The 14,047-nt window shown below is 49.6% G+C and carries 13 protein-coding genes; all 13 read right to left on the minus strand.

The annotated features are described in order from the left end of the window. Positions 1-72: 72 nt before the first annotated feature. The gene (locus ACWXW9_RS22460) at positions 73-477 is read right to left on the minus strand and encodes a sensory rhodopsin transducer (protein ID WP_494931250.1); all 405 of its coding nucleotides are present in this window, start codon (positions 475-477) and stop codon (positions 73-75) included. A gap of 54 nt (positions 478-531) precedes the next feature. Beyond that, entirely contained in the window at positions 532-1,566 is a 1,035-nt protein-coding gene (locus ACWXW9_RS22465; protein WP_342417867.1) for a glycoside hydrolase family 88/105 protein, read from the minus strand. 73 nt (positions 1,567-1,639) lie between these two features. Further along, the gene (locus ACWXW9_RS22470; protein ID WP_494931251.1) at positions 1,640-2,767 is read right to left on the minus strand and encodes a rhamnogalacturonan acetylesterase; all 1,128 of its coding nucleotides are present in this window, start codon (positions 2,765-2,767) and stop codon (positions 1,640-1,642) included. 36 nt (positions 2,768-2,803) lie between these two features. After that, entirely contained in the window at positions 2,804-3,643 is an 840-nt protein-coding gene (locus ACWXW9_RS22475) for a carbohydrate ABC transporter permease (RefSeq protein ID WP_494931252.1), read from the minus strand. Positions 3,644-3,648: 5 nt separating this feature from the next. Then, positions 3,649-4,557, minus strand: a complete 909-nt coding sequence (locus ACWXW9_RS22480; protein WP_137061559.1) for a carbohydrate ABC transporter permease — start codon at positions 4,555-4,557, stop codon at positions 3,649-3,651. 230 nt (positions 4,558-4,787) lie between these two features. Continuing rightward, the gene (locus ACWXW9_RS22485; RefSeq protein WP_494931253.1) at positions 4,788-6,080 is read right to left on the minus strand and encodes an ABC transporter substrate-binding protein; all 1,293 of its coding nucleotides are present in this window, start codon (positions 6,078-6,080) and stop codon (positions 4,788-4,790) included. Positions 6,081-6,585: 505 nt separating this feature from the next. Beyond that, positions 6,586-8,145, minus strand: a complete 1,560-nt coding sequence (locus tag ACWXW9_RS22490; RefSeq protein ID WP_494931254.1) for a response regulator transcription factor — start codon at positions 8,143-8,145, stop codon at positions 6,586-6,588. Beyond that, entirely contained in the window at positions 8,123-9,853 is a 1,731-nt protein-coding gene (locus ACWXW9_RS22495) for a sensor histidine kinase (RefSeq protein WP_494931308.1), read from the minus strand. The genes ACWXW9_RS22490 and ACWXW9_RS22495 overlap by 23 nt, the downstream gene beginning before the upstream one ends. A 174-nt stretch (positions 9,854-10,027) precedes the next feature. Next, positions 10,028-10,270 (minus strand): hypothetical protein, encoded by a 243-nt coding sequence (locus tag ACWXW9_RS22500; protein WP_134911212.1) that lies wholly within the window; start codon positions 10,268-10,270, stop codon positions 10,028-10,030. Positions 10,271-10,304: 34 nt separating this feature from the next. Further along, entirely contained in the window at positions 10,305-11,171 is an 867-nt protein-coding gene (locus ACWXW9_RS22505) for an inositol monophosphatase family protein (RefSeq protein WP_494931255.1), read from the minus strand. A gap of 173 nt (positions 11,172-11,344) precedes the next feature. Continuing rightward, positions 11,345-12,346 carry a UV DNA damage repair endonuclease UvsE gene (gene uvsE / locus ACWXW9_RS22510; protein WP_494931256.1) on the minus strand — a complete coding sequence of 334 codons (1,002 nt, stop codon included), beginning with the start codon at positions 12,344-12,346 and terminating at the stop codon, positions 11,345-11,347. A gap of 131 nt (positions 12,347-12,477) precedes the next feature. Further along, positions 12,478-12,792: a hypothetical protein gene (locus tag ACWXW9_RS22515; RefSeq protein WP_014279799.1), complete on the minus strand. Its 315-nt coding sequence runs from the start codon at positions 12,790-12,792 to the stop codon at positions 12,478-12,480. Positions 12,793-12,892: 100 nt separating this feature from the next. After that, positions 12,893-13,981, minus strand: a complete 1,089-nt coding sequence (locus ACWXW9_RS22520; RefSeq protein WP_494931257.1) for a D-alanine--D-alanine ligase — start codon at positions 13,979-13,981, stop codon at positions 12,893-12,895. Positions 13,982-14,047 lie beyond the last annotated feature (66 nt).

The following is a 14,047-nucleotide window of genomic DNA, read 5'->3' on the forward strand; positions in this document are numbered from 1 at the left end:
TTTCTTTTTCATTTCATCTATTTTACTTAGAATGGTTCACTTAAGATTAAATATCCCGCTCAAGCCAATATCTCACCCTTCAACCGGGTACGCTATGACGCTCATTAACGCCAGTTCCGGCTGTGTCGTGTCCAGTCTACTATATTGCACAATCACCGGCACATCGCTGGTGACCGTAATCGCATAGGGAATGCCTGCCGGAATCCGTTCACCATCCCTCTCCAAGGAGGCCGTGCGGATATGGCGGGTTCGCCTTCCTTCCACCACCTCGATCAATCCCTCCAACGGCTCGCGGTCCTCAAAATAGATATCTATACTCAGCTTTGCCGCACGGGTTCCGCAGTTCAGCACACATATACTCTCATGACTAAGCAGCTCTCCCCGGCTTTCAGGTGGAATATAGCCATCGGGAATGACCCAGAATAAACTGCCCCGCGGCTGGTTTACTTTTTCCTTAGAAAGCTCAGTATTTTCCATGCTATCCGGCTCCTTTCACCTATAATACTTTTGCATCCCTATGCTATTCACAAACTATCCAAATGGATTCTCTTTGGTACGCAGCAGTTGGGCCAGAAAAGCGAGCGCCAGTCCCTGTCCCCAGCCCTGAATGCGTTTGTATGGTACGTTGCGGTAGCCATCAATATCGTTCATTACGGCGGTTCCAGCGGATACACCCGTCACAGTGCCATCCTCCTTGATTCGGGAAAGAATACCGTCGATTGCCTTTTGCGTGTATTTGTTAAACAGTCGCCCCTGCATAAGCAAAGCCGTCGCAATGCCTGCGGAGCCTGAGGTTTCCAGATAGGAGGTTTCATCATTCAACACCGTATGCCACAGCCCTTCCGAGGATTGCAGCCGCACCAGCGCACTGAGCTGGTCACGTAGCGAACCGTCGATGATCATGTAGGATGGATGCTGCACCTCCACGAATTTCAGCGCTTTTGCCATTGTGAGTGCAGCCCACGAATTTCCCCGCGCCCAGTAAATACCTGACATCCGGCTTTGGTTCGCATGATCCCAGCCGTGATAATACAAATTCGTATCCGGGTCCTGCAAAAATTCCTCATGCCCGTGATATTGCCGGATACCGTCCTCCCAATATTCCTTGTTACCCAGCAAATGACCGATGCGCAGCAAATAATAACCTGCCATAAACATCGTATCCACCCACGCCTGCTGCGGAAATACGTCATGAAGTGAATTCACCGTATGCTGGAAAATACCTTCGGCAAACCGCTCGGCTTTCTTCGCCAGAAATTCCGCCATTTCAGTGGCGATATCCAGGTACTTTTGCTCTCCTGTAGCCTGATACAGCGTCAGCAAGCAGTGTCCCACAGACACACCGTTCACCGAGAGCGGTGGAAGTCCATCCGCAATATTTTCATCGACCCATTCCTTTAATTTGATCAAATACTTCTCGTTCCCGGTTGCTTCATAGGCTTCACACACCCCGTAAAAGGCCACACCACCCGGCCAATCCCAGCTATAGTCCATTTGAAATGTGCGTTCCACCACCCGGTCGATCACCTGTTTAATTTGTTCCTCATCAAAAATCAATGCAGGCATTTCCTCGTCTCCCCCTTTAGTAAGTTTCACGTTAACTGCCTCCTTGACACCTGTTCGAGAACAATCTGTCCGTCTATCGCAAATACATGCGTAAGGGCTGCAAATCCAGCTCCTTCACAGCATCCACCACCATGTCTGCAATACAGACCGCACCGTTCTCATGAAAATGTGTATTATCCTCCAAGCCACTGGAAAAGTTCAAGTATTCACCGGGCAGCAGCCACATAAAGAGCTCTTTGCTTGCCTCGGGACCTAGCCGCTCATATAACTCCTGCGTGCGGGCAGCCAAGTCAATCAACGGCACGTTCGCCTCTTCCGCCAGCTCACGAACCGCTGTTACATAGTCACCATGTGTGTCGGACAGTGTACCGTCCCCGTTAAAATAACGGCGGTGTACAGGCGTAACCAGCACTGGAGTAGCCCCACGGCTTCTGGCTCCGTCGATATAGAGGCGCAGATGCTCCTTATAGGTTGTAAAAGGCTCTGTAGCCCGTTCCGGGTCCGGCTTCTGATCATTATGACCGAACTGGATGAACAGGAAGTCTCCTGCCTTCATTTCGGCCAAAATGACGTCCAGCCGCCCTTCGTCCACGAAGCTTTTGGAGCTTCTTCCCGATACGGCGTGATTATCCACGCACACATCATGCTTGAACAGGGCTGGCAAAGCCTGGCCCCAGCCTGTATACGGATAGCCGGACGCGTCCTGATCCGTAACGGTGGAATCTCCGGCAAGGAATAGCCGGAGGGTCTGTGGCGCTGGTGCTATCTCCAGCGCATTGAGCCTCGGCGCGGTGCCCGATACGGCGAGGCTCAGCTTGCCGCCCCTGTTGGGCACCGCAAACCGGGCCTCTGTGAACTGGCCCGGCTGCGTGTGTAACGGGGGCAGCACATGCTTGCCCTCGCCGGCTTTGAGCCGCGTGAGCGTCTCCGCGAGCGGATCGCCAAGCAGCACGGTGACGAGATACGTCCCGTCCTCCGGTACATCGGCGACAAACGCAGTCCCCAGCGGGATGCAAAAGCTGCTTCGCAGCCGTGCGAGCGTATCCTTGGGTGCGGATACGTCGGACATCCGCCTTTCCCGACCATACACATGGTCTACGTCTTCAAACCCGTAGCCCTGCTCGGCAGTATACAGGCAATCCGGGGGTACTCCCGTGTAGCTATCCGCAGGCTCACCCGGACCAAAATCGAACTTCCACATTCCACTCACCTCTCCGCAATAGTCCTTAGCCCTACCCTATCCCTTCAATCCACTCGTACTCATTCCTTCAACAATCTGCTTCTGGAATGCGAAGAATACAGCGATAACCGGTAGCAAGCTTAAGATGGACATAGCGAACATCCCACCCCAGTTGGAGGCAGACTCGCTGTCGAGGAACATTTTGAGTGCAATAGAAACGGTATATTTCTCCGGAGAGTTCAGATACAGTACCGGACCGAGCAGATCCTCCCACTTCCAGTAGAAAGAGAAGATTGCCGCCGTAGCCAGTGACGATTTAAGCAAGGGCAAAATAATTCGAAAATACAGCCGGAATTTGCCGCATCCATCTATCGTAGCCGCTTCATCCAGCTCTGCCGGTATCGTCCGTATAAACTGAACCATCAGGAAGATGAAGAACGGCATTCCGAAAAAGGACGGCACCACCAGCGGCAAAATCGTGTTAATCCAGCCGAGCTTGGTGAAAATAATATATTGTGGCACCAGAACCACATCCCCCGGCAGCATAAGCGTTACCATCATCAGGGCAAACCAAAAGTTACGCCCCTTGAATTTCAAGCGTGCGAAGCCGAAAGCGATTAATGAAGATGAAATCACGGCTCCAATCGTTGAAATCACTACAATCGTGAGCGAGTTCATGATGTACGTGCCAAAGTTGTAGCCAGTCGTTCCTTTCCAGCCTGTCACATAGTTTTGCCAGATCCATTCTGTAGGGAAAAGCGAGGATGCCGTGACGAATATCGTCCGACTTTCTTTAAACGAGCTGAACAGCATCCAGAACACGGGATACAGCATCAGGAGCGCCAGTGCAGCGACCAGAATGTGATAAATTGGCCATTTGAACGTTTTCCATGCCATCGGTATCAGCGCCCCTTTTCCGTTTCATAGAATACCCAGTATTTGGAGGATATAAATAATATCGCTGTCAGGATCGCAATCATAATGAGCATGACCCAGGCCATGGCCGCCGCATATCCCATATTGCTGAACATAAACGCCTGCCGGAACAGATACAGTGAATGCAGCATCGTTCCATCCATTGGACCGCCCTCGCCCTTGGAAATAACATATGCCGGAACGAAGGTCATAAAGGCACTGATCGTCTGCATAATCAGGTTAAATAGAATAATTGGACTAAGCAGCGGCAGCGTAATACTGAAAAATTTCCGCACTGGCGAAGCCCCATCTACGCCGGACGCCTCGTACAATTCAACAGGAATATTCTTCAATCCTGCCAGAAAGATCAGCATGGAGGAACCAAATTGCCATACGGACAGAGTGATCAGCATCGTAAGCGAAGCATTCGGATCACCAAACCATTTTACGGGAGTCGCCCCCAAGGCTGAAAGCAAGCTGTTAACAATGCCCTCATTGCTGAAAATGTTCCGCCACATGATGGACACTGCAACGCTGCCTCCGATAATGGACGGCAGATAATACATCGTCCGATACGTGCCGACCATTCGCGATTTGGTATTCAAAATCATAGCCACGAACAGTGCAAAAATCAGTCGCAGCGGTACGCCAACCAGTACATACGTAAACGTGACTCGGATTGAATTCCAGTATTTCGGGTCGCCTGTGAACATTTTCTCGAAATTCCCCAGACCAATCCATTTGGGCGGGGTGAACAGATTGTAGCTTGTAAAGGACAGATACAGTGAAATAAACATCGGAATTAACGTAAACGCGAGAAAGCCCACAATAAACGGGCTGATAAACGCATATCCGGTCATATTGGCTCTCAAGCTCTGATGATTTCGCAAGCTCATCAAGCCTCCCTTCTGTTACAATTTCCTAAATAGATCGGATTAAAAATATTATATATTCGTTGTTACGTGTATTCTATTATGATAATACAAAGGTAGCTTATGCAGTTTGCTCGTCGGGTTAACCGTACGCAATCAAGCTATCACTACGCACGGTTAACTTAACGAAACTTGCATTCGCCCAAATACTAAAGTTGGTTCAGGCACTCAAAGATAAGATTCCATTGCACCGCCTACTGCTTGTTATTCGCAAGGATGGTATTCGCATCAGCCCGGAATTTAGCCGCTGCATCCTCCGCTGTCATCTGTCCGAAATTGACCTGCTCAATATAATCGGTCAGGGTCGCAATCACTTCCGGTGATCCGACTGGCGGCGGTGGGCTCATTGGAGAAGCCTTTGGCTCCATGGAAGCCACAAAATCAAACACCTGCTTCGTAGCCTCGCTCAACTCAGGCGCTACAGCTTCCTTGATTTTAGCGGAAATTGGTACGCCCCGCTCGCCTTTAATCAACTTATTCGCTTCTACATCGTTCATCCAGAAATCAATAAACTTAGCGGCCTCATCCTTTACCTGAGAACGGGCAGCGACCGTCCAGTACATCGTAGGCTGCATGTAGATGCCTTTTTCCATATTCGGTCCAAACATCGGTGCCAGCGCCATCGGACGGTTAACGACCTGCTGTAAGCCCACATACTGATTGGACCACTGCCAAATGCCGATGCCCGTTCCTTTTACGATATCGGATTCCTCAAGAATACCCTTCGTTTGGTTCATAATTTCAGGAGACGGGGTCGCCCCCTTCTTGATCAGATCAGCCAATCCGCCGAAGAAATCGACAAACAGCTTGTCATCGTCATACCCCAATCCTGTTCCTTCCGCATTGTAGAGAGACTTTCCATGTGTACGCAAATAGTAGTGGAAGAAAATATCGGCAGCCATAGTGCTATCGAAGTGAACTTTATTGGATCCTGCCTTCAAAGCAAGCTCTTTGTATTGTTCCCATGTCCAGTTGTCAGGAATTTTGTCTATGCCCGCTTTTTTGAGCAACGCCGGGTCATACTGGAAGCCCAGAACATTGACACCTGTTGGAATACCATATTGCTTTCCAGCAATTACGCCGGTTTTGAGTACATTTTCGTTCACATCAGCGACCTGGATTTTTTGATTCAAGTAAGGCGCAAGATCCTCCAGTTGGCCATTCTTCGCATATTGGCTAATGTACGAAATGTCCATTTGTACAATGTCCGGCAGTTGGTTTGCCGCAGCCTGCGGGGCGAGCTTTTTCCAATAGTCATCAAAAGAGGCGTATTCCACATCAATCGTCACATTCGGATTTTTCTGCTTATACAGGTCGACGACCTTCTGCGTATATTCATGACGCGTATCCGATCCCCACCAAGCGATCCGCAACTTTACCTTCCCGTCTGCACTTGTGCCCGAATTGCCGCCGCCATTTGCACCGCTGCATGCCGTCGTCAAAACGAGCAGCATGGCTATGATCAGAAACCATCCTTTTTTGCCCACCTATCTCTCCCCTTTTCGCTGTTCTTGAAAGGAGCCTTAATACAAGTGACAACGTATTTACGCTAATTTGATAGCGTTTACATTTGCTCCTGTTGTTATTTTCCCAAAAGCAGCGAAACATTGGAATACACAAATCAGGTTTCCTGGGTTTAAAAAACAGAGGGCTTGCTTGTACCCAGCCGTGAGTTCCTCATACTTGTTTTCTAATTCTTATTTCAAATCATATAGATAAAAGATTTCTACTTCGGTCATACCCCAGTTTACTTGTCCTAAAGTCAAATGTGGGAAGAAACCAACGTGCTTTGACTGTGATATGTGGTTCTGCAACTTTTGGCAGAGCATTGTTTGGCCATCTACTTTGGAATGCAGTAATTTGATCCAAGTAATTATCCGGAGGAACGATGCCTATAAAGTACTGCATTTTTGATGGACACTCCTTGAATTGTTTTTAGTATCGTACAAATTTAATGAAAGCACCCTTTATGGGTGCTTTTAGCAGGAACACTCATCCCCGCTCCTGTGATTTAATATACTCCGATGGGGTCATGCCCGCCCATTTTTTGAATACTTGGCTGAAATATTGGGCGTTTCCGCCGAAGCCGAACCATTCGGCCAGCTCGAACACCTTTACGTCTCCCGTCTCCCGAATATGCTCTGCTGAACGCTCGATGCGGTAGCGATTGACGTAATGCGAAAAGTTTTCACCCGTCACTTTTTTGAAAATTTTCCCTAAGTAGTCGGAATTCATGTACAGCATTTGGCCCGCCACTCCGTTCAGTGACAAATCGGATTTTCTGTAGTTTTGCTCGATGATAGTGATCATTTTATCAACGGTGGAGGACTGCCGGGACACATTGCTTTTATAGTAGATCCCGGTCATTCGTCCGGCGGCTTCCTGTACGAAAGATTTGAGGCAAGCGAGTGTTTTTTGCTCAGCCAGCACGACCATTCGGCTGGTGAATGCCGCGCGTTCCTCCTCGGGACATATGCGAATCATGGCTGCATACAGTTGAAGCACATAGGAGCGGGTCACGGAAATTTCCAGCTTCATACGGGACAGGATGCCGAATAGCCGATCTATCTCCTGCGCTACCTCCTCCGTGTTCCCCGCCTTAATCAGCAGGCCGAACTTCTCTTCGTCCAGTTCCAAGTCTGCCATCTCCCGGGGTTCTTCGGCTGCCAGATCCTCCTTGGTGATCAGACTGCCCTCCCCGGTGTAAAAACGGTGATTCATACAATGCAACGTCTCCCGATACATTCCGCGTGAATGCTGCATACTATCCGACTCACTAACCGCGACCGTTACCTCCAGCTTGTAAAAGCGACGAAACGTCGCACGCACCGCCTCAATCTGCTTCATCAGCCGTGACGTGTCATCCCCGCTCTCCAGCACGATGAGCAGTTGTCCTTGCATGGTCGTCCCTAGCAATACATCGTCCATTAAATCCGCCGCAATATTTTGCAGCGCAAACAGATGCTCCGGCTCATGGGATTCCTCGACCCGCAGTAGGAGCATCCGAACCTGCTTATCTTGCAGCTCCAGACTGAATAACCGCTCATAAAAAGCGATATCCCGACTGCCGTAAGTTTTATAGGAAATAAACTCTTTCAAAAAATGCTCCTTCACATGAGGCAGCATACGCTGAAAATCAAGCTTCATCCGGTTCACGAACTGCTTGCGTTCGTCCTGTTCCTCCCGCTCCTGCCCCAACTCGGTCAGCGCCTCATGGATTTGCCGCTCGTTGCAGGGCTTCAACAAATAGTGCTTTACCCCGTATTGCATGGCCCGACAGGCATAATCAAAATCCTTATAACCAGACAACAGAATGAAACGAACGTCCGGAAAATGCTCCGTCGTTCTCGCCACCAGTCCGATTCCGTCCAGTCCGGGCATAGAGATATCGCTAATGACAAAATCAGGCGGGCTGGCCTGAATCTGATCATACGCCTCAATCCCATTACGTGCCGTACCGACCAGCCTCGTACCCGCTTTGCCCCAATCGACTACCTGTGATATACCTTCCAAAATCATACGCTCATCATCAACCAGCAGCACCTTGTACATGATCCTGATCCCCTTTCACATATGGAATACAGACATGAATCGACGTTCCTGTTCCTGACTCGCTATGCAGCTCTATGCCCCACGGTGTACCAAACGTCAGGTCAATCCGCTCCTGAATGTTCGCAAGCCCAATACCCTGCCCCCGTGTAGCGACTTGCCCGCTCCGCAGCTGCTCCAAAAAATCCTGAGTCATGCTCGGCCCGTCATCCTCGACCCGCAGCAACAACGCACCTTCTTGCTCCCGGGCAATGATAGCAATCCGACATGGCTCAATTCGCGGCTCCAGCGCGTAATGAATCGCATTCTCTACCAAAGGCTGGAGCGTTAACTTCGGAATTTGAGCGTCCATCAGTTCTTCCGGTACATCCAGATGGAAAATGAGTCGCTCGTCGAAGCGTGTTTTTTGGATCGTTACATAACTTCGCACAATATCCAGCTCTTTTCGAAGTGGAATGAGCTGTTCTTCAAAACTGACGGCACTGCGTAGCAGAAAGGCCAGCGCCTCCACCATTTCTGAAATCCGATCCTGCTTATTCGCCTTGGCGAGCCAGTTCACGGACTCCAGCGTGTTATACAAAAAATGCGGATTAATCTGCGCCTGAAGCGCTTTAAGCTCCGTTTCCCGCAGCAATAGCTGCTTTGCCACATTCTCATTAATCAGCTCACGGATACGGCGGATCATCTTCTTATAGGTACGGTGCAGCAAGCCCACCTCATCCTGTGTGGAAAGCGGAACCGCGCCGAGAGCTTCCTCCTCCAGACGATCCAGATCGCCTTTTTCAATTTTACGCATGTTCTGGATTAATTGAACGATCGGCTTCGTAATACTGCCAGATAGTCGGGCTCCCAGTGCCAGCGCGATCAGAAGCATAATGACAAAAATAGCGCTTACAATTTCTTTGATGATCGTAATACTGCGAAACATGTCGTCGAAAGGGGTCATATGCAAATACGTCCAGCCCGTATAGGAGGATTTGGTTTGAGCTGCAAAAAAGGTTCCGCCTGTGTAGGTTGCAATACCATAAGGCTGCTTTCGCCCAAGCTCGGCCTGAATATCGCTGTCACTCAACAGCAGTGTTTCGGGATAGATCATACGTCTTCCATCGGTGATCATTAGCTGTCCGTCACCCCCAGAAGTCTGCACACGGTCGGCTACAATCCGGTCAATCCTTACACGAATCGCCAGCGTTCCGAGTCCGTTCAGGGTAAAGTTGGAATCCGTAAAGGATTTGAACTGCCTCGCAGCCAGCAGGGAGGAGTGACCCGCCACATACCATGCATTGGAGCCGTCACGTTCGTCTGCCAGCATCGACAGGGTGGAGCGAAGCTCCTGAGGAATGCCCTCGCGGTTGCCCGCACTCATGACTTGCCCCTCTTTGTCGATCACCATCATGGAGTAGATATAGGTTTCAGAGCCGGCGAAGGCGATAAGCCTGTTCGTTATTTTTTTACGCAGCACCATTTTGGCATAAGGTGAGGTTTCCTTTTCCAATTGTAGCAAATACCGCTGAAGCTGCTCATCTGTTGTCACCTTGAAAGTAACTTTTTCAACATCCTTCAGCTCATTTTCAATACCGATTGAGGAAATATTGAGCACTTCGGATGTCTTTTTATACATTTGATTATCATAAATATGAAATACGTATTTAAGTATGACTGCAACAACCGCAAAATTAACCAGCATGAGCACTGTAATCAACAGCACCATTTTATGATGGATTCCGGCATTTTTGAAAGCGCTTTTAAAATAGGTTATCAGTGGATGTCGCCTCCTTCGCTCGTCCTGTCCGGTCCAGTCTGGAATGGAGATTGCCTGATAAAGCTGTACATCATACAAAATACCCCAAGCCTTGGTCATTCGGCAAGAGGTATTTGTGTTTGCTTAGCGTTTGTCGGTTGGTTCCGATGGGTCCGCCTTGCTCATATATTCATCGTATCGGTCGTCCAGCTCCCGTGCCATGCTGCGGTATTTACGCGTCTCCTCCACAATAGGGTCGATATGGGTTTGGATCCGCACCTCATATTTAGGAGTGAGCCGTTCGCGTTTTTTGGCCTCATTCTCACGAATTTCGCCTTCCATCAGCATTTCACTGAGCTCGCGTTCCAATTCTTCGGATTGGCTCATCACGCTACCCTCCTTCAGAATGATCTGCGTTTTATTATAACCCGGTTGCATCTGCTTCTTTCAGCACTTGAATGAGTTGAGAATGAATAGCCGTATTGGTCGCTGCAATATGTCGCACACTCAGGTCATAAGGTCTACCGAGCGTATCTGTGATCGTTCCCCCCGATTCCTGCACCAGCAAAGCGCCCGCTGCCACATCCCAAGCATTGAGACCGATTTCACAGTAAGCTGTAAGCCGTCCTGAAGCCACATAGGCCAAATGCAATGCTGCCGAGCCAAGCGCCCGAATGCCTCTCACCTGAGGTGTAAGTGCCTGTGTAATCTTCATATTTAGCGGCTGTGCAAAAGTACGGTCCGGCGGGAAGCCGATGCACACCAGACTGTCTCCCAGTGTTTCTTCTCTGGATGCTCTCATCGGATTGCCATGCACATACGCGCCCTTACCTTTTTCAGCTACAAACATTTCGTCACGGGACGGATCATAAATAACACCGACAATCACCTCTCCACGGTGGGCCAAGGCGATAGATACACTGTAGTACGGCAGGCTGTGTACAAAATTGGTTGTGCCATCTACCGGATCAATAATCCACAAATATTCCTCTTCACGAGCAGCCTCCAACGCACGGGCCGAAGCCTCAGCCCCCGGCTCTACACTCTCTTCGCCCAGAATGGCATGGTCGGGAAAATGGGTAAGAATCAGTCTGCGGATCATTTGCTCCGCACCTTTATCCACTTCGGTCACAAGGTCCGTCGAAGAATGCTTGGTGCTTAACTGCTCAACAGTACCCAGTCTGCTTTTGATCCATTCCCCGGCTTTGGATGCTGCGTTAATGGCGACAGCGGTATAACTTTTTCCTGATACGATATAGGGAACCTTTTCGTTTTCATGTTCATTCAACGTGTTCACTCTACTTTCTATATCATTGTTACGTGGTTTACGAAGCTGCATTACAGCACAGTTTCTTAACCATCTCTATTAAAGGTACACATGCTAGTTTACACATTCTAGTATACACAATAAGCTTCATAAAGTTTCTCTAAATGGGGGAATTATCCGCGGTACACTATTCTTTAAGGCGTAATTTCTACCGAAGCCCCATCCAGCACCTTCACTCCGTCACCTTCCCGTGCACGCAGTTCGTCCATCAGTCTGAACAACGCTTCATCCTTGCGTTTGGCTTCAAGCATGACATCAATCTGATACGTATATCCGGCAATGTTGCGCAAAAAAGTAAGCAACGGCTCCACCTGAACACCGTCGGCATGACCTCGAAGGTCCTTTTCACTTTTGGGGCTGGATGCATGGATTTTGGGTGGCAGTGGATGACCGGGAGAAGATCCCGTTTGAGCCAGTTCCCCTTTCCAGGTATCCAAAATGCCAGGCCACAGCTCCCACGGCTTCTCGCCCTCATTATTCACCCATTGATGATGAATGTCGAGAACCATCGGCAGCCCCGTCCGCTTGCACGCTTCCAGCGTTTCCACCGCATTAAACGTTTTATCATCATTTTCCAGCGTCATTCGTTCCCTTAACGATAGCTCCAGCGCACCCACTTGCTCTACAAAGCGCTGACTCGACGTCACCTTGTCTCCATACGCGCCGCCGATATGAATGTTGTTCTTGGCATCCGCACCGAGTCCCATCGCCTCCAGCATCGCTTTATGATGCCTGAGATCGTTAATGGAGCTTTGCAGCACTTCCGGGCGGGGAGTGCTCAGCACTGTAAAATGATCCGGGTGAAACGATACCCTCATCCCGTTCGCTTTGACAACATTCCCGACCTCTGCAAAATCAGCGGCAAGTGCCTGAAAGGGGTCCCAGTCACGCAAATCCTGATGAGTCGCCAGCGGAATCAGCTTGGATGAAAAACGGTACACCTTGATATCGCTCGCCCGATTATGACGCAGCAGCCGCAGTGTATTATGCAGATTTTCGGCTGCAATCCGCTCCAGCTTGCGAATCGCGGCCTCTCGATCTCCAATTTTGTTAAAGCTGGCGAGCGTCATCGTTTTGGAGGGCGACGCATTTTGTACGGTGACTGACATGGCTACATAGCCGAACCTTACTATCATAGGGTGTCCTTCCTTTCAGCAGATCGCAGTAGATGGCAAGACCGCTTTCGTTCTGTGACCTCAATCCCTTTTCTACTGATCATACCCGGAAAAGCTCCCTCTGATTCGGCGTGAACCAGTTCTTGTCCTGCCTATTGCGCTCCAAAAAACATTTCATCCGCCAAGGCGGTCTGAATTCTTGCTTCCTCTTCATTCAGCTTGCGAATGAGGATCATTTCAACCTCGGTCACTTCGTCGCCCTGAAAATTGATTTCGGCAATACAGCCGACAATCTGCACGATGGCAACTGCCACGTTGTCCACGCTGTAAGCAATGACCTTCTGACCTGTGGGGAACACACGCAGGCCGGATTTAACCATTTTGCCGCGTCCGTATTCCAGCAGTTCGTACAATTCCTGTTCGCTCTTGAATTTGCACACCGAGTTAAATTCCGTTTGAAAGCCCATGTTTAGCCGACACCTTTCGTGATTAAGGATTTGCAAATTCTAATTGTAAACCGTGTATATGAACAAAAAGGGGAGTGATCAGCTCCCCCCTAGTTCGAATTTATGAGTTCTCATAGTGCAGCGCAGACCTGCGTTCATAACGCTCCAGTGCGAGCGAAATCATGCGGTCCAGCAAGCTTTGATAGGATACGCCCGTTTCTCTCCACAGCAATGGATACATACTGAACGGCGTAAAGCCCGGCATCGTGTTTACTTCATTAATTAGAATATGTCCGTCTGAACGTCTGATGAAGAAATCGGCTCGGGAAATCCCGCAGCCCTCCAGAGCGCGGAATGCCTGCAATGCAGCTTCACGGATACGATCTGCTACTTCCTCGTCCAACGGTGCCGGAATGAGCATTTCCGATTGGCCGTCCGTGTATTTGGCAGCATAATCGTAATAGTCGCTGGACGATACAATTTCGCCCGGTACCGAAGCAATCGGCTCGTCGTTACCGAGTACACTGACCTCGACCTCGCGGGCATCGACATATTCCTCCACAATGACCTTCAAATCAAATTGCAAAGCCAGCTCGACTGCTTTTTCCAGCTCTTCCCGGTTATTGGCTTTGGAAATACCGACACTTGATCCCAGATTCGCCGGTTTGACGAAGCACGGGTACCCTAACTCGGTTTCCATGTTGCGCACCAAATCATGACTGGTTTGTGACCACTGTGTACTGTTAAAATAACAGTATTTCACTTGCGGCAATCCTGCATGCTCAAACAGCTTCTTCATGACGCCTTTGTCCATCCCTGCGGCAGAAGCCAGCACACCTGCACCGACATAAGGCATATCTGCCATTTCGAACAAGCCCTGAATCGTTCCGTCCTCACCAAAGGTGCCGTGCAGCAGCGGGAACAGTACATCCAGCGTCTGCTCTCCGTACAACTTGCCAAACAACGTATCTAATGCCGCTTTCGTACCGCCCTCTGCGCGCTCCAGCTTCAATTGCTCTACGGAAGCCAAAGGCGCGTCAAGCAGCGACCCTCTGCGCCAATCGCCAGCCTTCGTAATATAAAAAGGAATAATCTCGTATTTCTCATAATCAAAAGCGTTCAGTACCGCATACGCCGTTTGCAGCGAAACCTCATGTTCGCCCGATTTGCCGCCGTACACCAGCCCTACGGTCAATTTTTGTTTTGCCATGCCTATCCTCCGCTTTCCTGCTTTCGTCATTGTGCCTGATTTACGTCACTGTACCTGTTATAAACA

The organism is Paenibacillus sp. LT-B23 (assembly GCF_059417685.1).

Coding starts and splice junctions, on each gene's coding strand:
- ACWXW9_RS22460 (WP_494931250.1), bottom strand. CDS start 477: ATGGAAAATACTGAGCTTTCTAAGGAAAAAGTAAACCAGCCGCGGGGC.
- ACWXW9_RS22465 (WP_342417867.1), bottom strand. CDS start 1,566: ATGCCTGCATTGATTTTTGATGAGGAACAAATTAAACAGGTGATCGAC.
- ACWXW9_RS22470 (WP_494931251.1), bottom strand. CDS start 2,767: ATGTGGAAGTTCGATTTTGGTCCGGGTGAGCCTGCGGATAGCTACACG.
- ACWXW9_RS22475 (WP_494931252.1), bottom strand. CDS start 3,643: ATGGCATGGAAAACGTTCAAATGGCCAATTTATCACATTCTGGTCGCT.
- ACWXW9_RS22480 (WP_137061559.1), bottom strand. CDS start 4,557: ATGAGCTTGCGAAATCATCAGAGCTTGAGAGCCAATATGACCGGATAT.
- ACWXW9_RS22490 (WP_494931254.1), bottom strand. CDS start 8,145: ATGTACAAGGTGCTGCTGGTTGATGATGAGCGTATGATTTTGGAAGGT.
- ACWXW9_RS22495 (WP_494931308.1), bottom strand. CDS start 9,853: ATGGTGCTGTTGATTACAGTGCTCATGCTGGTTAATTTTGCGGTTGTT.
- ACWXW9_RS22500 (WP_134911212.1), bottom strand. CDS start 10,270: ATGAGCCAATCCGAAGAATTGGAACGCGAGCTCAGTGAAATGCTGATG.
- uvsE (WP_494931256.1), bottom strand. CDS start 12,346: ATGATAGTAAGGTTCGGCTATGTAGCCATGTCAGTCACCGTACAAAAT.
- ACWXW9_RS22515 (WP_014279799.1), bottom strand. CDS start 12,792: ATGGGCTTTCAAACGGAATTTAACTCGGTGTGCAAATTCAAGAGCGAA.
- ACWXW9_RS22520 (WP_494931257.1), bottom strand. CDS start 13,981: ATGGCAAAACAAAAATTGACCGTAGGGCTGGTGTACGGCGGCAAATCG.